We start from the raw sequence: 18,920 nt of genomic DNA, 5'->3' as shown, positions 1-18,920 counted from the left end.
TCTAATACACTAAATTCACAACAATAATCATAAAGGACAACATCCAGGATGTTGATAGATGCAGAACAAGCGTTCGCCCAGCAAAGTGAGCATGCCTTGATAGAGCGCGTAAAAAGCGGTGATCAAGCTGCCTATGCAACACTTTATGAGTTGCATGTGAAGCGGGTTTATAGCCTTTGTTTGCGATTGCTTGCAGACAAAGAGCACGCCGAAGATGCAACACAAGAAGTGTTTGTACAGTTGTGGCATAAAATCGCTAACTTTGATGGACGCTCACAATTTTCGACTTGGTTACATAGTGTTACCAGCAATATTGCGATTAGCTACATTCGCAAACATAAAAGCTGGTTTCAAAAAGTAGTGAGTTTTGAACAAAGCGGTATGGATGAGCAAAGTGCAGCAGATTGCGATGGCTTTAACGGCCTCGACAAATTAGTACTGAGACTACCTGAGCGAGCACGTATGGTGTTTGTACTCCATGCAATTGAAGGTTATCGCCATGAAGAGATAGCAAGCATGCTTGATATGGCAGTCGGTTCAAGTAAATCGCAATTTCACCGTGCAAGGCAGTTATTAAAAGAGTGGTATGAAAATGAGTAAGCCAGAATTTGAACAATTTTTAAATGACTCGCTTAACCATAAGCAAGATATTAGCCCAGACAAAGATCTCTGGCCCGGTGTTGAGCGAGCAATTGCAACAGGGCAATCAGAGCAAACTGATAAGCCAACCCATGGCTGGAATAAACTCGCTGCAGTTGCTGCTTGTTGTATTGCCGCGCTATTGACCGTACAGCTTTTTGTTGGCCAAGGTGAGCCAAATAGCATGATGGCAATGAGCGACTATTTTACCAAGCAAAAGCAAGGTTTGTTAGTGCAGTATCAAAATCAACCTGCGTTAACCGATAACTGGCAGCAACAACTAAAAGAGTTAGAAGAAGCCGAAAGTGCCATTAAGCAAGCACTTGAGAATGAACCTGAAAACCCAGCTTTATTACAAATGCTGTCGCAGGTTTATCAGCAACAACTGGACTTAATTAACAAGGTGCATGCACCGAAGTGGCAAACGATTTAGGAGTGACAATTATGAAATTACTAGCCTTAACTTTAGGATTACTGCCACTGATGGCAATGGCGGGACAAACCATTAATGAGCAAATTGATGTACCTGCAAATAAACGCATTTTTATTGAAAACCAACGTGGTGATGTACGCATTGAAGGGTGGGATAAACCACAACTTAAAATCGAAGGTGAGCTTGACGATAAGGCACAAGGCTATCGTTTAGAGGTTGAAGGCAGCCGTGTTGAATTTATCGTAAAAATGCCGCGTAATTTAGGTGGCTGGAATAGCGGTGACGGTTCTCGATTAACCATTTACATGCCAAAAAGCAGTGAGCTTGAATTTGCTGGAGTGAATGTCACAGTTAGTGCTAAAGAGCTTGAAGCAGGCGCAGAGATTGATACCGTCAACGGTGATATCACAGTGCAAGATATTAGCGGCAACATGAGCTTTGAAACGGTCAATGGTGATGTAAATGCCCACGACTTAAACGGTGATATTCGCTTTGAAACAGTCAATGGTGAAATTAACGATAAAAACTCGCAAGGTGCTTTACGCTTTACCGCGGTGAATGGCGACATTAAGTCAAAAACCAAAGCACAAGATGTTCGCCTTGAAAATGTAAACGGTGATATCGACTTTGCATTTGATGCAATTAAAAAACTGCGCATCAATACCGTAAATGGTGAAGCTGAAGTTCACATTAACAAGTTACTAGCAGATGCCAATATTCGCTTTGAATCAGTCAGTGGTGATGCCGAGTTTTACTTCCCAGCTGATGTATCGGCAACGTTTGAAATTGAAGCGCACGCTAACGGTAAAATCGTTAATGAGCTTAGTGGTGACAGAGCAACGAAGGCGAAATACGGCCCATCTAGCGACTTAGAATTTAGTATTAACGGTGGGGATGCTGATATCGAAATGGATACGATTAGCGGACGCATTGAACTTCGTAAACAGAAATAACGATTAGAGTTCATTCAATTACAATAAAGCGGGAAGTTTTCCCGCTTTACTATTTGCACAGCCTTAGCAAGTCGATAGAATAGAGCCATTCAATTTTAGTTTTGTGATGTTATGGCCAAACCAGATAAGCAAGTCGATACGTTAAAAGTCCCTCCCCATTCAATAGAAGCTGAGCAATCTGTTTTAGGTGGTTTAATGCTTGATAATCAAGCGTTTGACCGTGTTGCTGAGTTAGTGGTTGCGCAGGATTTTTATACCCGAACCCATAAGCTGATTTTTGAGGCTATGGTTAGTCTTGCTGAAGGCGGTGATCCAATCGATTTGATCACTATTTCTGAGAGCTTAGAGAAAAACAATCAGTTAAGTAGTGTTGGTGGTTTCGCCTACCTCGCTGAAATTGCTAAGAACACACCAAGTGCGGCGAACATCGATGCTTACGCGAATATCGTGCGAGAGCGCGCTGTTATTCGTGAAATGATTGGTGTGGCGAACGAAATTGCAGAAGCTGGTTTTAGCCCAGAAGGGCGTACCAGTCATGACCTGCTCGATTTTGCTGAAAGTAAAGTATTCAAAATTGCTGAGCAGCGTAGTAAAAGCACCGAAGGCCCACAAAACTTACACAGTATCTTAGAAAAAACCGTTGATAAGATTGAAGAGCTTTATCAGTCGCCACAAGATGGTGTGACGGGTGTAAGTACCGGCTATGCTGACCTAGATAAAATGACGGCGGGTATGCAGCCTTCTGACCTTATCATTGTGGCGGCACGTCCATCGATGGGTAAAACAACCTTTGCGATGAACTTAGCCGAACACGCAGCTATGACACAAGATAAGCCTGTACTTATTTACTCACTAGAGATGCCTTCAGAGCAAATCATGATGAGGATGCTGGCATCGCTAGGCCGTATTAACCAAACTAAAGTTCGTACCGGTCAGCTAGATGATGACGATTGGGCGCGTCTGTCGTCAACCATGGGCTTGTTGATGGAAAAAGGTAAGATGTATGTTGATGATGCATCGGGCCTAACACCAACAGATGTGCGTTCGCGTGCACGCCGTATTGCCCGCGACCATGGCGGTATTAGTATGATCATGGTCGACTACTTGCAGTTAATGCGTGTGCCAAGCTTGTCGGATAACCGTACCTTAGAGATCGCTGAAATCTCTCGTTCATTAAAAGCACTGGCAAAAGAGCTGCAATGTCCGGTTATTGCACTATCGCAGCTTAACCGTACCCTAGAGCAACGTGCCGATAAACGCCCAATCAACTCCGACTTACGTGAATCAGGCTCAATCGAGCAGGATGCCGACTTAATCATGTTTATTTACCGTGATGAAGTGTATAACGAAGACAGTACAGAAAAAGGCGTGGCCGAAATCATCATAGGTAAGCAACGTAACGGTCCTATCGGTAAAGTACGTTTAACCTTCCAAGGCCAATTCTCGCGTTTTGATAACTACGCGGGTCCTGCTATGGACGACGAATACTAATGCGCTTAGCCATTGCCGAAATCAACCTAAAAGCACTTGCTCATAATTTAGCACAAGTGAAGCGCTTTGCGCCTGGTTGCAAAGTAATGGCGGTGCTTAAAGCCAATGCTTATGGCCATGGCTTAGTTAAAATTGCTCAATACCTAAATGATGCCGATGCATTTGCGGTTGCTCGAATAGACGAAGCGTTAGCGCTACGTGCAGGTGGACTGACAAAACCAATTGTATTACTTGAAGGTTTTTTTCATAAAGATGATTTACCTATCTTGCTTGCCAATAACTTTCAAACCATTATTCACGATGAAAACCAGCTCGCAACGCTTGAAAATACAAGCCTTGATGCACCAATTGCGTGTTGGTTAAAGGTGAATACGGGTATGCATCGATTGGGTATTGCGCCATCGCAATTTGAGTCTTTCTACAGTCGCTTAAAAGCGAGCCCGAATGCCCGTGATGACATTAAGTTAATGACGCATTTTTCGTGCGCCGATGACATCAATGATGAAAAAACCGCTCAGCAAATTGCCTTATTTGATTCATTGGCAGATGGCAAAAACGAACAGCATTGCCTTGCAAACTCTGCTGGCATTATTGCTTGGCCAAAAGGTCATGGCGAGTGGGTGCGCCCTGGCTTGATGCTTTATGGCGTATCGCCAATGCTTAATGGCGTAGGGCAACAGCACGGACTAGAGCCTGTTATGCGCTTAACAACGCGAGTTATCGCGATACGCGATGTCGATGCCGATCAGTGTGTTGGCTATGGCGGACGCTGGCATAGCGATAAACCGACTAAGCTTGCGGTGGTTGCGATGGGCTATGGTGATGGTTATCCACGTCATGCTGAGCAGGGCACACCTGTGGTTATAAAATCTCAACGCTACGGTATTGTCGGTAGTGTAGCGATGGACATGATCACGGTGGATATTGGTGATAACCGAGACAATATCAAAGTTGGTGACGAGGTGATTATGTGGGGGCCTGAGCTTCCCGTTGAAGAGATTGCCCAGTGCGCAACAACCATACCTTACGAGTTACTTTGTAATATCACCCCACGTGTAAGCTACGAGTATCAAGAGTAACTTCGTTACTCTTTAATAAAATACACGTCACTGAAACCCATTCGTGCGAATTCTTGGTCACGAAAGTTACGTACTGCTGCAGAGCCTTTTGAAGTCATTTCGACTTGCTGTTCCATCTTTAAATAATTGGTTAAATCAATGCCTTCAGCCGCTGCAATAGCATGGTACATATCGCGGTATTTATCTTTTGCAAAATTGATTTCGCGAGGCTGATTTTTAAATTTGTAAGTGATGCGGCGTGCCATAATGAATCCTCAATGTTTATCGGGGCTGATTTTACACTAAAAAATAACCATAGCCATGACTTGTTAGTATAAGCGGGTTACAATGCAATACTTTTCAAAGACTCGGTAAATCATAATGAAACTTTCAGTAGAGATCAGTAAGTACCCACTACATCAAGACTACATTCCGTTTATCAAAGGTTTTATTGACCGTGTAAACAGTTACGAAGGTCTTAAAGTGATCACCAACACCTTATCTACTCAGATTTTCGGTGACTATGATTTAGTGATGTCTGTACTTAATACTGAAATCAAACGTTCTTATGAAGAGTTTGGTAAGGCTATTTTCGTCTGTAAATTCTTACATGGTGACTTGTCGCCTAGCGAAGACTAAAACCTAAAGTAGCGCGTGTTATGGAATTTTTAAGCGAAACCTTCTCTGGCTTTACTGCCATGTCGCATTGGGAATATATTGCCGTTGCCTTATCGATGGCGTATTTACTGTTAGCGATTAAAGAAAGCTTATGGTGTTGGCCAGCCGCGTTTGTGAGCACCTTTATTTATACCGTAATGTACTGGAATGGCGCACTATTGATGGAGTCGCTACTTAATTTTTACTACATGTATATGGCGGTATATGGTTGGGTGGTTTGGCGCAGGGGCATGAACAATAAAGATCATCTGCCCATTATTTCATGGTCGTTAAAGCGTCATGCGGTGATTTTGCTTGCCACCTCACTGGCTTCAGTTGCCATTGGTTTTGTGATGACCAATTACACGCACGCTGATTTTGCTTATTTAGACAGCTTTACCACCTGTTTTGCGGTGGTGACAACCTACCTTGTTGCCAAGAAGGTACTGGAAAACTGGTTGTACTGGATTGTGATTGATGCAGCATCTATGTACCTATATTTTGAAAAAGGGTATTACCCAACCTTAGTACTTTTCGTGTTTTACACCATTATGGCCGCATGGGGCTTTAAAACCTGGTATGAAGAATACGAGCAGCATCAGGCTAAGCCGCTTGCACAGCTATAGATGAAAACTGAGCAACAAATTCACGCGCTTTTTACGCGCTTCAACTCACGTTTAGTTATCACCTCAATCAGCCCGCTGGTTGAGGGACTAAGCAATGATAACTACCTAGTTAAAACAGCAAGCCAAGATTTCTTGGTTAAGCACTATCGTGACCATTGGCCGGCGATTGGCCTTGCAGCGCAAGCGCATTTTGCAAAGCAAAGCTGCTGCCCAGCCCCACTTTGGTTAGAGCAAGCAACCGACACGGCTATTTTCGAATACGTGGCAGGTAGTATTGCCAGCGGTGAATTTTGTAGTAGTTTATTGCCCGACTTAGTTAATTTACACCGTTACCCTGTGCTTACTGAGCCGATGGATATAGCTTACGAAATTAACTACTACCAGCAAACAGAGCGTTACCAGCAACATGCTGAGCTAATTAAACAGTCACTGGCTTATATTGCTTCAGCGCCTAAAGACATGGGTTTTTGTCATAATGATTTAGTGAAAGAAAATATCATTGTGAATGAGTCGGGTATGTTTTTAATCGACTTTGAATATGCCAAAAGCAACGATGTTTATTTTGACTTAGCTGCGCTGGTGGTGAGCTTTGCGTTAAATGATGAGCAGCAACTGGCGTTACTTAAACGATACCAAGCGTTAGTGTGCGAACATCACGAGTTTTACTTATCAGTTGAAAAGCTCGCGGCATTTCATGCGCTGTTTTTGCTTTTATGTATTTGTTGGTACGAACAACGTGGTGCGATGGATAAAGTGGCGCCCCTGCTAATACAGCTTAACCACTTCATAGAAAAAGCTAAAAATTAAAGACCGCCAATTCGCTCGGCAAGTTCTTTATATTTTTTTACGTCTTCTGGATCAAACAAAGGTTCACCTTTGTCATCTTGTGATTTCGAGATCAGTAAATGCTCGCGAGCAAGACGTTTTACGCGTTCGACTTTTACACCTAAAAACTCCGCGACTTGCTCTGTAGACATTAAACTCATGATCAAATTCCCCTTACATGGCAATACTGCCACCTTGTTATTAATTTTATTAAGTATACGTTAATACCTTGGTTCTGCACGAAAGTGAAGTGTTTTAATGCAAATTGCTGAATTTATGTGCATATAAAGGCCTCGATGCTAGCATTTAGCACAAGATGCCATTATCATTGCCGGGTTGTCATGCTGATATCGCGAGTCAGTATTGACGACGACAAATGTGCTCTCGTGGTGAAATGGATATCACGTGGCCCTCCGGAGGCTAAGTTGCAGGTTCGATCCCTGCCGAGAGCGCCATTTGCTCTTCACTTTAATATCTTCTAAGCTCGATTAACTCCTCAAACAATTCCAAAAAGCTAATGACTTATCAACCTATCGCTTGTGGCGACTACGATAAATATGAATTATGGTGCATGCATAAATCTCTATTACGCATTACCTTAGTATCTGGTGAGCAGTTAGAAGGAAAAGCAGAGACCCTCAAAATACTCAACTCCGATGGTGAGCACCTGATTTTGGCAACAAAAAAAGGCGAACATGCCGTCCGCCTTGATTTAATTAAAAAGGTTGTTGCGTTATAGCCACTTCTTATTTTTAAAGTAAATGCCAATCCCAACGGTTAGTACCACCAAGAAAATAATAAACAAGCTAAATGCGTAAGGGCTTTCAGTGCCCGGAATACCGCCTACGTTTACACCTAGTAAGCCTGTTAAGAAGCCAAGTGGTAAAAACAGTGCTGCAACCACCGACATCACATACATACGTTGGTTTAGCTGCTCAGATACTTGGCTTGTTATTGCTTGTTGAATAATTTGCGCGCGTTCAATTGAGCTATCTAGCTCTTCTAAATAACGGATCAACATATTGGTTGTTTCGTTTAAGCGTGCCTTATCGTCTTCATCTAACCACTTATATTTATTGTTTAACAAAGTAATAAGCGCTTCTTTTTGTGGCCTTAAATAACGTTTTAACGCGATTGTTTGGCGGCGAATTTGCGCTAATGATTGATGATCAAAGCCCTTGTTTGGTTCATCAATTTCATCTTCAAAACCATCGAGAGTGTCATCTAAGCTGTCGATAACAGCTTGCATACGCGACGTTAAGTTTTGCGCCAATTGGCAAACTAACTCCGAGATTGAGCAAGGACCATTGCTGCCATCGAACGATTCAACAACATCTTGCACCGATAATAAACGGCGCTTACGGGTTGTGATCACAATGTTTTCGTTAATAAATAAACGCAACGAGACCATGTCTTCTGGGCTTTGCGCTGGGTTTAGGTTAACGCCACGCAAAAACAGCATATTGCCATTAGTGACTTTGCTTAAACGAGGGCGTGTTTCATCGGCAATCAGGGACTCAAGCTCGAAATCAGTTAATAAATTACTTTGCTCAAGCCACTCAATGGCTTCAGCTTGGCTGTAATCCATATGCACCCAAAGTTTTCCGTGTTCGGGTTGCCAATTATGCAGCTCAGTACTATTTTCAATAGCACGTGCACCGCCTTGTTCGTCTAAAATTAAGACATGAAGTAACCCATTGATCATATTGAACTCTCGTTTTACAAATAGTGCTATATACCCAAGCCACCTCAAGATGCAGAATTCAGCGTTTCACAGGTGCTTAATATCAAGGCGTTACTTTGCAAGAATGGCAGTCCCTTTTAAGAAGTAACAACGATGAGAGTAAGTGCCTGTGAAGCGCCCAAAGGGTTGGTTTAAAAGCGATTTATACTGCGTTATTGATTTTAACAATAGAACCTCTATTACTTGCAATCAATGCCTTGTCTAATCGCTTTTAATTCCAACTGAAACCCGCACCTTGAGGTGGCTTGGGTATAATTGAATATAGTTTAGGCTACGTCAATTAAATCGACTTATCGAGTGGATAAATATATTTCGTTGGTGTTTCTAGCCCTATAGCGTATAAGTCACTTTTTTAAAGAGGGCACATTAATGAGCGCAAAAATTATTGTTGGCTGGCGAGAATGGCTTGGCCTGCCTGAACTGGGAATCGATAAAATCAAAGCAAAAGTTGATACCGGAGCGAGAACCTCATGTATTCATGCTTTTGACATTGAGGAATTTTCAGAAAACGGCGAAGCGTGGGTGAAATTTACTACCCATCCTCTACAAGACGATGTAGAAACAACAGTAGAGTGTCGCGCCAAAGTAGTTGAGCGAAAGTATGTGACCAGTTCAAGCGGTCAGCGTGAGCTGCGCTACTTTATTGAAACAAAATTAGTCGCAGGAACCCAAAGCTGGCCTGTAAGGGTGACTTTAAGTAACCGTTCAACAATGAAATTTAGAATGTTGTTAGGGCGTACAGCAATGGAAAATCGCATAGTCGTTGATCCGGCTTTATCTCATTTATTATAGGAAAAGGACTTATCACACGTTGCTACGTGTATGAGTTTATCAGTTAAGGTTTTTAACTATGAAACTTGGTATTTTATCTCGCAACCAAAATTTGTATTCAACACGTCGCTTAATTGAAGCCGCAGAGCAGCGTGGCCACGAAGTGAAAGTAATTGATGCACTTCGTTGTTATATGAACATCAACTCAGAGCAGCCAGAAATCCATTACCGTGGTGAAAATTTAAAAGATTTTGATGCTATCGTGCCGCGTATTGGTTCGTCAGTAACTTTCTATGGCTGTGCGGTATTACGTCAGTTTGAAATGATGGGGGTATATCCTGTCAATGAATCTGTGGCGATCACTCGCTCGCGCGACAAGTTACGTTCACTACAGCTACTTTCGCGTAAAGGTGTAGGTATGCCAGTGACAGGCTTTGCAAGTAAACCAGATGACGTAAAAGATTTATTAAGTATGGTTGGTGGCACGCCAGTCGTTATTAAGCTACTTGAAGGTACCCAAGGTATCGGTGTGGTATTAGCTGAAACACGCAAAGCTGCAGAAAGTGTAATCGAAGCATTTATGGGCTTAAAAGCCAATATCATGGTGCAAGAGTATATCAAAGAAGCGGGCGGTGCTGATATTCGCTGCTTTGTATTAGGCGATAAAGTAATTGCCGCGATGAAGCGTCAAGCGCAAGAAGGTGAATTCCGCTCTAACTTACACCGTGGTGGTAGTGCTACCTTGGTTCGTATTACTCCAGAAGAAAGGAAAACAGCTGTTGCTGCAGCTAAAGCGATGGGTTTAAACGTTGCGGGTGTTGATTTACTTCGCTCTGCACGTGGTCCATTGGTGATGGAGGTTAACTCATCACCTGGTCTTGAAGGTATTGAAGTTGCAACCGGTAAAGACATTGCAGGCATGATTGTCGAGTTTATTGAAAAAACAGCGGCATCAAAGAAAACAGCAACTCGTGGTAAAGGTTAAGTAATATAAGCGCTCAATTTAAAGGAAAAGTGCGTGGCTAAGGTTAAGAAAAATACACCGTTTTCAATTTTAGGCGATACGGTGGGTGTTGGCGAACGTAAAACATTTGCGATTGAAGCTGCCAAGCTTTACACCCACTCGCCGTTAAATATTCCAATTGAAGTCGTCAATGGTGTGCAGCAAGGGCCTGTATTAATGGTATGTGCTGCAATTCACGGTGATGAGCTCAATGGTGTTGAGGTTGTTAGGCAGTTGCTTGCTAAAATCGATCCTGAGCAATTGCGCGGTACTATTATTGCGGTACCGATTGTGAATGTGTTTGGCTTTATTCATAAGTCACGCTACTTACCAGACCGCCGTGACATGAACCGCAGTTTTCCGGGCTCAACTCGTGGCTCGTTAGCTGGGCGAATGGCGAATGCGTTTTTTACTCAAGTGGCAATGCATTGTACGCATATTATTGATTTACACACAGGGGCAATTCACCGAACTAACTTGCCGCAAATTCGCGCTAATTTGAGCGACCCTGCAACAGCAGCCATGGCAAAAGCGTTTGGTACCCCAGCAGTGATAGATGCGTCGCTTCGCAATGGTTCATTACGCAGTGAAGCGGCAAATTTAGGAATACCCGTTATTACCTATGAAGGCGGCGAAGCGCTTCGCTTTGACCCGATTGCTATTGCCGCAGGTGTACAAGGTGTTGACTATGTGATGCGCCATTTAAAAATGGTGCGCGGCAAACGTGCTAAAAAGCTACCAGAGCCGATAATTGCAAGCTCGACGAGTTGGATACGCGCCGAAGCAGACGGTATTGTTCGTGCACAAGTATCACTGGGTGAGCGAGTAATGAAAGGGCAGGTTCTAGCTTATATAAGTAGCCCACTTGGTGATGCTGAACTTGAGCTACTAGCGCCGCGTAGTGGTATTGTAATTGGTCAGCAGACTATGCCGCTGGTAAACGAAGGGGATGCTGTATTCCATCTTGCTTACTTTGCCCACGCAAACAGCCTAGTTGAACAACAGCTCGAAAACTTTATTGATGAAATAAGTGATATTGAAGACGAGTTAAAAACCGCAGATTTAAATAACTAATACCCTATTCTTTAATTCAAAAAGCCAAACTATCTGTTTGGCTTTTTTGTATCTGCCTGCCTCCATCTATTACTTGACCTTAGAGCAAGTGCAAGGTTTATAGTTTTTTACTTACTTAATTGTCGTAAGAATGACTAAAGGATCAAAGATGAAAAGATTTCTATTTTACACAGGCTTATTTACGCTTGCTATTTCACTTACACATGGCTTTTTTACAGAGCTAAGTGTTGCTCACATTGTGTTATTTCACCCTTTAGTCATTTTATTTAGTTTTATATTAATCGCCTATGGAAGCAGAAAAAGAACACCTATTTAGCAAGCGTCTCGTTAACTTTAAGCAGTTACTTTTTTGGGCCTAAAATACGTTTTATGGTTGGCGCTTTAGTTGCCGTAGGTGGATTCTTTAATACCATCACAGGGCGGGTAACAAAGATGTTGTTTGGGTAAATCACTTTGTGACCATCCACATGCTCAAGTACGACATTCATTAAGCCCATTTCGATAATGCGGCCTTCTAAGAAGTTTGCACCGTCAATTACTCTCACCCAAAAGCCAACACGGCAGTCGTTTTGAATAAACATCAACAAGAAGGCTGTTAGGTTACTTAGTAACGACCAGGCGGCAAAAAGCGCGACACCTAGCATGGCAAAAATTGATGAGCCAAGTACTAGTAAGCCCCGTAGCTCTATACCCCAAAAAACTAACACTAAACACAGCATAACAATGGCAAGAATGATATTGAGCAACAGCTCAGCACGGTATTCGCGATGCGGATCAGCCTTGCCTTTAATTGCTTTTAACAGCAGATTTTTAGTGGTTTTACGCAGTAGCGGGTAGAGCAAAATCGCGATAACAGTCACGATTAAATGATATTGCTCGTTAAAGAATTCGACGAAGTCCAAAAGGGTTCCTAAGTTAATATTTTACGTTTTGATTTTAGCTTTTTAGCTTAACAATACCACTACTTTAAAAGGTATTTTTAACCGTTACTAGCCATTGCACTGAGTCAATATCGTCATCTTGTTTGTTAATAGGTGCGGCAATATCTAGATGAATAACCGTACCAGCATTGGCACGGCTTGGCGCTAAGCGCAGACCCACACCCACATTTTGTAGCACGCTACCATTGGCACCATTATCTTTGTCGTTATACCAAGCTCTACCAATATCATAAAACGCGGCGCCACCCACTTTAAATAATTGCAGTAAGTCATATTCCCAGTAGTAGCGTTTTTCTAGAGTCACTAAAAAGCTGCGGTCGCCTACTTGGTAGTCAAGCGGGTAACCACGTAGGCCATTTTCACCACCAATAGTGAGTTGTTTATCAGCAGTGAGGTTTTCAGCATATTGTAAGCGTACTTTGGCGTACCAGCTTTGCCTTAGTGTGGTATTGAGATAATACTGTAGCTGCGTTCTAGCGAATAGGTTTTCAACATCATCGGTTTCTTCATTCCAGTAGCCATCAAGGTCTGCTTTAAAGCGCCATAACTGGTTGTCTCCAGAGTAATGCGCTTTTGATAAAGATAACGAATAAATAGTACGGCTGGCATCGTCGCTAAAATCATCACTCGAATAACCGAGTAAGGCGTGGATATTCCAACCCAGGTTTAAATCTTCAGTGCGGTAGATGCTATCGAAGTTTCTAACCTTAACGTAGTGATCTTCAAACCATTGGCCACTAACATAAGGGTAACTCAGCGTTCTATCTTCAGCGATAGGAAAGCGCGTAAATGGCGTTTCTCTAAAGGTTTCTTCTCGGTTCTCGATGCCAAGCTTAATGCGCTGGGTCCAACTATTACCAAGTTGTGATGAATGACCAAAGTAAGCGCGGTTTAATAAGGTTTTTTGCTCAAACTCACTAACTACATCGCCGCGATAGTAAAGTGACTCTCGGCGTTGATCTGAGTAACTTGTAACACCGTAACTGTAGGGTGTATCAATCGAGAAAAACGGATAGCTTACATCGAGGTAATGACGTTTACCGTCATCGTTATCTGAATATTCTAAACGGCCTTGATAGCGACTAGAGAATATATGCGGATCATCATACACAAACAGGTAACCTGTGCGATCAGCATCACGGGTACGACTAAAAGATACTCGTTTACCCCAGCCTAAAAAGTTAGATTCGCGAAAGCCGATGCTCGACTCATTCTTACCACCACTGCGGCTAAAGCTTATTTCAGGTAATAAGGTCCACAGATCGCGCGTAATGACTTTTACATGTACGTTGCCGTCACAATCGAGCTTTGCGTTGATACGCGCATCATATAAGTAGCCTTGTTTACGCAGTAATCGCTCTGACTCTAGCAGTTTACGTGGATTGTAAACATCACCTTCTGCAAACAATAAAACGCTGTGTATTACATTAGGCTCAGTAGTCATGTGAGCGCGATTGGCAAAGCGGAATAAAAAGTTATTTTCTTCTTCAAGCTCAGTGTTAAATACGTTCAGCTGTTCAAGCTCAATAGAGACTATTTTACGGTTATTAGCGGCATCGGGTAGTGGATTATCAGCATCGAGCTGGCGGCGTAAGTTATTATCTTGTGATTTAAGCGTACGTTGGTTTTGACAATAATTACTATCGTCAGTGAATAACTGCTCTGCATGAACATTGGCTGCTATGCAGATTGGTAATAGTGTTATTAACCTAGCAACAAAGTGCGACTGCTTAAATCCCATTTACACCCTTAGTTGAGTATGTCCTGTGCAACTACTACATACTAAGCGTGGGTAAAAGTCTAGCTTATTATTGTAATTGCGTGACTAAATACTGATGAAGTTGTGGCAATGCAGCACTGGCTTCTATGCCCTCAGCATTGATCCAAATACTTTCACTGTAATGTTCAAAGTTTAGATTAAAACTATGATCTGTAAAGTGAAAGCGTAATTGATGACGATCAGCACCGGCATCAAAGTCGGCGGTTGTTATGGCTGGAGCGTGTAAGAAAAGGGTTGCCCAAAGTTCAAAGTCTTCGTCGTGGGGAAGCTCACTTGACGTTATGAGAATAATCTCATGCTCGGCATCATAGGTTAGTTCAGTCATAGCGGTCCTAATTTGCGGCAAGATAGTCGCGAATGGTATTTAAAAACGGTGCGCCGTATTTATTAAGTTTAGTGAAACCAACACCAGACACCTTCAAAAACTCACTGTCGTTGGTTGGCATTAACTGCGCCATTTCAGCGAGGGTTTTATCATTGAATACCACATAAGGCGGTACATCATCGGCATCGGCCAGTTCTTTACGTAAGGCACGTAATTTCGCAAATAGCTTTTTATCGTAATTAAACTGAGCGAGTTTATCTTGGTAAACGTGCTTAGCTTGTAAGCGAGGCTCAGCAAGTTGCAATGCATATTCACTTTTAAGTACCGCACGGGCGGCTTCGGTTAAGCGTAATGACGAGCCTTGGGTAATATCTTGGCTTAATAACCCTTGATGGATAAGCTGCCTTAAAATACTTAGCCAGAATTCCACGCTGTGCTCTTTACCGATGCCATAGGTGCTTAGCTGATGGTGATTGTTATCTCGAATGCGGCTAGTGTTTGCACCGCGAAGTAACTCAACGATATAGCCAATACCAAAACGTTGCTCAGCACGGTACACACACGACAAGGCTTGTTGCGCTACAAGTGTGCCATCAAAGCTAGTAGGTGGGTTTAAGCAAATATCACAGTTACCACAGGTTTCGCGTTTATATTCACTAAAATAATTGAGCAAGATTTGTCTGCGGCATGTTTGTGCTTCGGCGAAGCTTGCCATGGCATTAAAGCGCTGTTCTTCAACACGACGACGTTGCTCGTCTTCAATATCTTCAAAAAAGCGGCGTACGCGGCCTATGTCTGCAGGATCAAAATACATAATTGCTTCTGCAGCCAAGCCATCTCGACCTGCACGACCGGTTTCTTGGTAGTAAGCCTCGATGCTTTTTGGAATATCGTAATGCACCACAAAACGTACGTTTGGTTTATTAATCCCCATGCCAAAGGCAACAGTCGCAACCACAATTTGAATATCGTCACGGGCAAAGCCTGATTGCACAAATTGGCGTTGCTCGTTACTCATTCCCGCATGGTAGGCCGCGGCATTAAATCCTGCATCAGCAAGTTTTTCGGCTACATCATCAACCCGTTTACGGCTGGTGCAATAAATAATACCACTTTGATTTTGCTGTTCTTTTAAATAACGAAGCAGCTGTACCATAGGTTTGAACTTTTCTTCTATGGTGTAACGAATATTAGGTCTATCGAAGCTACCAGTGTGCACGTAAGGGTGGTTAAGCTGAAGTTGTTCAATAATATCGTAACGAGTTGCTTTATCTGCCGTTGCTGTAAGCGCCATCATGGGCACATGCATAAAGCGTTGCTTTAACTCGTTGAGCCTACAGTAATGTGGCCTAAAGTCATGACCCCAATGCGACACACAGTGAGCTTCATCAATTGCAAAAAGTGCGAGTTTTAGGTGACTCAAGCGTTCTAAAAATTCGTGTTGCAGTACTTTTTCTGGTGCAACATATAACAGCTTAATTTGCCCATAGTGTAATTGCTGATAGACAGCTTGTTGCTCTTCAAAAGGCAGGCTGTTATTGATGTATGCCGCTTGCACGCCGAGCGCTCTTAGTTGGGCAACTTGGTCTTGCATCAAGGAAATAAGCGGTGAGATAACCACAGTCACACCATCAAGGATCAATGCAGGTACTTGATAGCATAAAGATTTGCCTCCACCTGTTGGTAGAAGTACAAGCGAGTCTTGTCCGTCTAGCGCTGCGGCTATAATCGCTTCTTGGCCATCACGAAAGTCCTTGTAACCAAACACTTGTTTGAGTACGGCTTGTGGTGATCGAACGGGTGTGTTGGACATTGCGGTATTGGTATTCATCGCCGAGCATTTTAGTGGTTTTTTATGGCGATGTCTGTAACTTTGAGTTGGTTTATTTAGCGCGTTTAGGTTGCGTCACTGCTTAGGGGGCGTAAAATAGCGTTTTTAAACTATAAAGCCACACTTATGCCTACCAACATTGAGCAGCGAAAAGGCGTTATTTTCGCTTGTTTAGCCTTTTTTATGTGGGGACTTGCGCCCATTTACTTTAAGTTTTTACAGCAAATTTCTGCGTTTGAAATCTTAATGCACCGTGTTATTTGGTCGGTGTTATTTTTACTTCTTATTATTGCAGCTCGTCATCAATGGCAGCGTATTCGTGTGGTACTCGGACAACCTAAATTACTTTTGATGTTGGTAATAACAGCAAGTTTACTTGGCTTTAACTGGGGGTTATTTATTTGGGCAGTGAACAATAATCATATGCTTGATGCCAGTTTAGGTTATTACATCAACCCCTTACTGAATGTGTTATTGGGTATGTTATTTTTAGGTGAGCGACTACGCAAGTGGCAAGGCGTTGCGGTAGGTCTAGCGCTTTGTGGTGTGTTGCTTCAGCTTGTGAGCTTTGGTTCATTCCCCGTGGTTGCTTTCTCATTAGCAGGATCGTTTGCTATTTATGGTCTACTACGTAAAAAGTTACCAATCGAATCATTGCCAGGGTTATTGCTCGAAGCACTTATTTTATTGCCTGTTGCACTTATTTACTGGTGGTTGATGGCGCCTTCAGCAAGCTCTGATTTAACTGCAAACGATTGGCACATTAACGTGTTACTCATTAGTGCAGGTGTGGTGACAACCTTACCGCTGTTATGTTTTACCGGAGCAGCAAAACGCCTGCAATACAGTACGCTTGGCTTTTTTCAGTACATTGGCCCAAGCTTAATGTTTATGCTTGCCGTAGCGTTTTACGGTGAGGTATTTGATGCTGAGCGTGTGGTAACGTTTGCGTGTATTTGGAGCGCTTTGGCATTATTCAGCTGGGATTCGTATCGCCAAAGTCGTAAGCAACGCAAAGCGCAATTAGAGGCGGTAACTAAGCCTGTGTAGGCTTAGCTTACTAATTTGTTACGCCCAGTTTCTTTTGCTTGATAAAGCTTTAAATCGGCCTGTTTTATTAGTTCATCTAAGCTATAAACAGGCCCATTATGAAAACCAATCGACAGCGTAAACTTGATTCGGTCTTTACTGAACTCAGGGCTGTGCTTTTCAACAAACAAGCGGAATTTCTCTAAACGTTGCAGAGATTCTTGTGGGTCTTGATCAGCAAAATAGACTGCAAACTCTTCACCACCAAAGCGGCCTACTAAGTTATCTTCAAAATACTTCGCCATGCATTGCGATAGGCCCTTTAATACGTCATCGCCGGCATCATGACCATAGTTATCGTTAATTGATTTAAAGTGGTCAATATCAATCATGGCTAAAGACACTGAGTTTTCTGCCAGTTTTGCAGCTTTTAGATGGCTGTTTGCTTCACCAAAGAAATAGCGGCGATTAGGGAGTTTTGTGAGGTAATCAGTGTTTGCTTGTAAACGAATCGTTTTAATGTTTTCAAGCATGTCGACGTTTTGGCTGAGCCGACAATAAAACTCTTCATTGTTGAATGGCTTACGAAGATAATCGTCTGCGCCAGATTTCAAAAAGCGCGTCGAAAGGTGCAAAGTATCGAGTGCAGATATGCCAATCACGGCTTTTTCATCGTTAGAATATAAACGGCGAATTTCAACACAGAGCTCATCCCCATTCATATTCGGCATTTCATTATCGGTAATGATCACCGATATTTTTGGGTTTTCAGCCAGTACTTTTAAAGCATCAACACCATCAACAGCTTCGAGTGTTTGGTATTTATGACGGGTTAACAAGTTGCAAATATGGTGGCGCGTTGCAGCTGAATCATCGACTACTAATACTAATATTTGCTCATTACGAGGCAAGCGAGCCAGTTGTTTTTCTAGGTATTGATAGGCTTGTTTATTTTCTTTGGTGATGTAATCAATGATGGGGTGTTTTTCAACGATATTGCGTGTTGTTTCGTCAAGGTTGCCAGTCATTACAATGGTCGGGATATCGGCTTCGATGGTGCAAGGAACTGCTTCACCGTTTGGCGCATCAGGCAGAATAAAATCTACTACGGCACAAAAGTAACCGTGCTTGCTAATAAGCTCTTTTGCCTCAGCTAAGCTACCGGCGATATCGGCTTCATAGCCAACTTTTTGCGCGATGTGCTTTTGCACCCGCGCAATGGTTGGCGTATCTTCAATTATTAATATTCTTCGAGTCACAGTTTGCCTTGTAATAACTTATTGGCGAAACAAAAGTTATTACAAGTTTTAACCCTAAAAGGGTAAAAAAGCAAATTGTTATAAGCTATCTGACTCAGAATAATATTCAACACTTTGTGGTGTTGAGGTCGCAATGCGAGAGCGACCAAATAACGTGTGAAACTTGGTTTTACAGGTTGTTTGCTTAAGGTATTTGATCCAAGCGCGCTCAATTGCATTGGTCGCTTCAAGGTTACCGGTAACAACTTGAACAAATTGAGTTTGAAATTCATTTTGTGGTTCTAGGGTTTTGTTGTATAACCCCTTTAGAACAACACCATGCTGCTCAAGAATGTCGGCTTCTAGCAAAGTGAAGTGACCACTACGACCAAAACCGCGTGGGAAATTTTGATCATCATAGAATTGACGTTGGCTTGCAAATGCCTGACGAAGTGATGAAATGTCATTGCTCATGGCTTTATCCTCATGCCCTAATTTCTTG

Annotated in this window: 23 protein-coding genes and 1 tRNA gene; 15 read left to right on the top strand and 9 right to left on the bottom strand. The window is 42.6% G+C overall.

The features are described from left to right. The first annotated feature begins 48 nt into the window (after nucleotides 1–48). The 5 genes from MTF66_RS36440 (at nucleotide 49) to alr (ending at nucleotide 4,595) form a co-directional block, all read left to right on the top strand. Nucleotides 49–600, top strand: coding sequence for an RNA polymerase sigma factor (locus MTF66_RS36440; RefSeq protein ID WP_054554197.1), 552 nt, complete (start codon nucleotides 49–51; stop codon nucleotides 598–600). Then, nucleotides 587–1,072, top strand: a complete 486-nt coding sequence (locus MTF66_RS36435) for a hypothetical protein (protein ID WP_082401718.1) — start codon at nucleotides 587–589, stop codon at nucleotides 1,070–1,072. The genes MTF66_RS36440 and MTF66_RS36435 overlap by 14 nt, the downstream gene beginning before the upstream one ends. 11 nt (nucleotides 1,073–1,083) lie before the next feature. Continuing rightward, nucleotides 1,084–2,025 carry a DUF4097 family beta strand repeat-containing protein gene (locus MTF66_RS36430; protein ID WP_248530188.1) on the top strand — a complete coding sequence of 314 codons (942 nt, stop codon included), beginning with the start codon at nucleotides 1,084–1,086 and terminating at the stop codon, nucleotides 2,023–2,025. Nucleotides 2,026–2,136: 111 nt separating this feature from the next. Next, nucleotides 2,137–3,516, top strand: a complete 1,380-nt coding sequence (gene dnaB / locus MTF66_RS36425) for a replicative DNA helicase (protein ID WP_054563398.1) — start codon at nucleotides 2,137–2,139, stop codon at nucleotides 3,514–3,516. Then, the gene (gene alr, locus MTF66_RS36420; protein ID WP_248530187.1) at nucleotides 3,516–4,595 is read left to right on the top strand and encodes an alanine racemase; all 1,080 of its coding nucleotides are present in this window, start codon (nucleotides 3,516–3,518) and stop codon (nucleotides 4,593–4,595) included. The genes dnaB and alr overlap by 1 nt, the downstream gene beginning before the upstream one ends. A gap of 5 nt (nucleotides 4,596–4,600) precedes the next feature. On the opposite strand, the gene MTF66_RS36415 is transcribed toward alr, so the two are convergent. Beyond that, nucleotides 4,601–4,840: a DUF2960 domain-containing protein gene (locus MTF66_RS36415; protein WP_054554201.1), complete on the bottom strand. Its 240-nt coding sequence runs from the start codon at nucleotides 4,838–4,840 to the stop codon at nucleotides 4,601–4,603. 115 nt (nucleotides 4,841–4,955) lie between these two features. On the opposite strand from MTF66_RS36415, the gene MTF66_RS36410 reads away from it, so the two are divergent. From MTF66_RS36410 to MTF66_RS36400, 3 genes are read left to right on the top strand one after another with little or no spacing between them, the layout of a single operon-like run. Continuing rightward, on the top strand, nucleotides 4,956–5,213 hold the full coding sequence (locus MTF66_RS36410; RefSeq protein ID WP_054563401.1) for a YkoF family thiamine/hydroxymethylpyrimidine-binding protein: 258 nt from the start codon (nucleotides 4,956–4,958) through the stop codon (nucleotides 5,211–5,213). Nucleotides 5,214–5,233: 20 nt separating this feature from the next. Beyond that, complete coding sequence (gene pnuC, locus MTF66_RS36405; RefSeq protein WP_058583797.1) at nucleotides 5,234–5,857, top strand: nicotinamide riboside transporter PnuC; 624 nt, start codon at nucleotides 5,234–5,236, stop codon at nucleotides 5,855–5,857. Beyond that, nucleotides 5,858–6,664 (top strand): phosphotransferase family protein, encoded by an 807-nt coding sequence (locus tag MTF66_RS36400; RefSeq protein WP_248530186.1) that lies wholly within the window; start codon nucleotides 5,858–5,860, stop codon nucleotides 6,662–6,664. On the opposite strand, the gene MTF66_RS36395 is transcribed toward MTF66_RS36400, so the two are convergent. Beyond that, entirely contained in the window at nucleotides 6,661–6,843 is a 183-nt protein-coding gene (locus MTF66_RS36395) for a helix-turn-helix domain-containing protein (RefSeq protein ID WP_054563404.1), read from the bottom strand. The genes MTF66_RS36400 and MTF66_RS36395 overlap by 4 nt on opposite strands. Before the next feature lie 219 nt (nucleotides 6,844–7,062). Here MTF66_RS36395 and MTF66_RS36390 point away from each other — a divergent pair. Beyond that, nucleotides 7,063–7,137: transfer RNA gene (locus tag MTF66_RS36390), tRNA-Arg, on the top strand. Nucleotides 7,138–7,199: 62 nt separating this feature from the next. After that, entirely contained in the window at nucleotides 7,200–7,421 is a 222-nt protein-coding gene (locus MTF66_RS36385) for a Rho-binding antiterminator (RefSeq protein WP_058583795.1), read from the top strand. On the opposite strand, the gene zntB is transcribed toward MTF66_RS36385, so the two are convergent. Beyond that, nucleotides 7,416–8,387, bottom strand: coding sequence for a zinc transporter ZntB (zntB, locus tag MTF66_RS36380; protein ID WP_248530185.1), 972 nt, complete (start codon nucleotides 8,385–8,387; stop codon nucleotides 7,416–7,418). The two genes, MTF66_RS36385 and zntB, sit on opposite strands and share 6 nt — an antisense overlap. Nucleotides 8,388–8,795: 408 nt before the next feature. Here zntB and MTF66_RS36375 point away from each other — a divergent pair, with 408 nt between their 5' ends. The 4 genes from MTF66_RS36375 to MTF66_RS36360 all read left to right on the top strand — a co-directional run bounded on the left by MTF66_RS36375 (nucleotide 8,796) and on the right by MTF66_RS36360 (nucleotide 11,590). Beyond that, nucleotides 8,796–9,218 carry an ATP-dependent zinc protease gene (locus MTF66_RS36375; protein ID WP_058583793.1) on the top strand — a complete coding sequence of 141 codons (423 nt, stop codon included), beginning with the start codon at nucleotides 8,796–8,798 and terminating at the stop codon, nucleotides 9,216–9,218. Nucleotides 9,219–9,276: 58 nt separating this feature from the next. Then, complete coding sequence (rimK, locus tag MTF66_RS36370; RefSeq protein WP_054563407.1) at nucleotides 9,277–10,182, top strand: 30S ribosomal protein S6--L-glutamate ligase; 906 nt, start codon at nucleotides 9,277–9,279, stop codon at nucleotides 10,180–10,182. 33 nt (nucleotides 10,183–10,215) lie between these two features. Continuing rightward, nucleotides 10,216–11,274, top strand: a complete 1,059-nt coding sequence (locus MTF66_RS36365; protein ID WP_058583791.1) for a succinylglutamate desuccinylase/aspartoacylase family protein — start codon at nucleotides 10,216–10,218, stop codon at nucleotides 11,272–11,274. Nucleotides 11,275–11,422: 148 nt separating this feature from the next. Next, entirely contained in the window at nucleotides 11,423–11,590 is a 168-nt protein-coding gene (locus tag MTF66_RS36360) for a hypothetical protein (protein ID WP_248530184.1), read from the top strand. 25 nt (nucleotides 11,591–11,615) lie between these two features. Here MTF66_RS36360 and MTF66_RS36355 read toward each other — a convergent pair whose 3' ends face one another. The 4 genes from MTF66_RS36355 to recQ form a co-directional block, all read right to left on the bottom strand. After that, complete coding sequence (locus tag MTF66_RS36355; protein WP_248530183.1) at nucleotides 11,616–12,176, bottom strand: mechanosensitive ion channel domain-containing protein; 561 nt, start codon at nucleotides 12,174–12,176, stop codon at nucleotides 11,616–11,618. Between the two features lie 64 nt (nucleotides 12,177–12,240). Then, a complete protein-coding gene (locus tag MTF66_RS36350; RefSeq protein WP_248530182.1) occupies nucleotides 12,241–13,956 on the bottom strand; it encodes a BamA/TamA family outer membrane protein in 1,716 nt (571 codons plus the stop codon). Nucleotides 13,957–14,023: 67 nt separating this feature from the next. Continuing rightward, nucleotides 14,024–14,320, bottom strand: coding sequence for a DUF3630 family protein (locus MTF66_RS36345; protein WP_058583790.1), 297 nt, complete (start codon nucleotides 14,318–14,320; stop codon nucleotides 14,024–14,026). Nucleotides 14,321–14,327: 7 nt separating this feature from the next. Next, on the bottom strand, nucleotides 14,328–16,151 hold the full coding sequence (gene recQ / locus MTF66_RS36340; RefSeq protein WP_054554212.1) for a DNA helicase RecQ: 1,824 nt from the start codon (nucleotides 16,149–16,151) through the stop codon (nucleotides 14,328–14,330). Nucleotides 16,152–16,277: 126 nt separating this feature from the next. Between recQ and rarD the strand changes: the two genes are divergently transcribed. Further along, on the top strand, nucleotides 16,278–17,201 hold the full coding sequence (gene rarD / locus MTF66_RS36335) for an EamA family transporter RarD (RefSeq protein ID WP_239963372.1): 924 nt from the start codon (nucleotides 16,278–16,280) through the stop codon (nucleotides 17,199–17,201). A 2-nt stretch (nucleotides 17,202–17,203) separates the two neighbouring features. Here the strand turns inward: rarD and MTF66_RS36330 are convergent, their stop codons facing one another. Further along, nucleotides 17,204–18,439: a diguanylate cyclase gene (locus MTF66_RS36330; RefSeq protein ID WP_248530181.1), complete on the bottom strand. Its 1,236-nt coding sequence runs from the start codon at nucleotides 18,437–18,439 to the stop codon at nucleotides 17,204–17,206. A gap of 78 nt (nucleotides 18,440–18,517) precedes the next feature. Further along, complete coding sequence (locus tag MTF66_RS36325; RefSeq protein ID WP_248530180.1) at nucleotides 18,518–18,892, bottom strand: DUF413 domain-containing protein; 375 nt, start codon at nucleotides 18,890–18,892, stop codon at nucleotides 18,518–18,520. Nucleotides 18,893–18,920 lie beyond the last annotated feature (28 nt).

This window comes from Pseudoalteromonas sp. 2CM39R (assembly GCF_023161845.1).
This window is presented reverse-complemented; position numbering and strand designations above follow the sequence as displayed.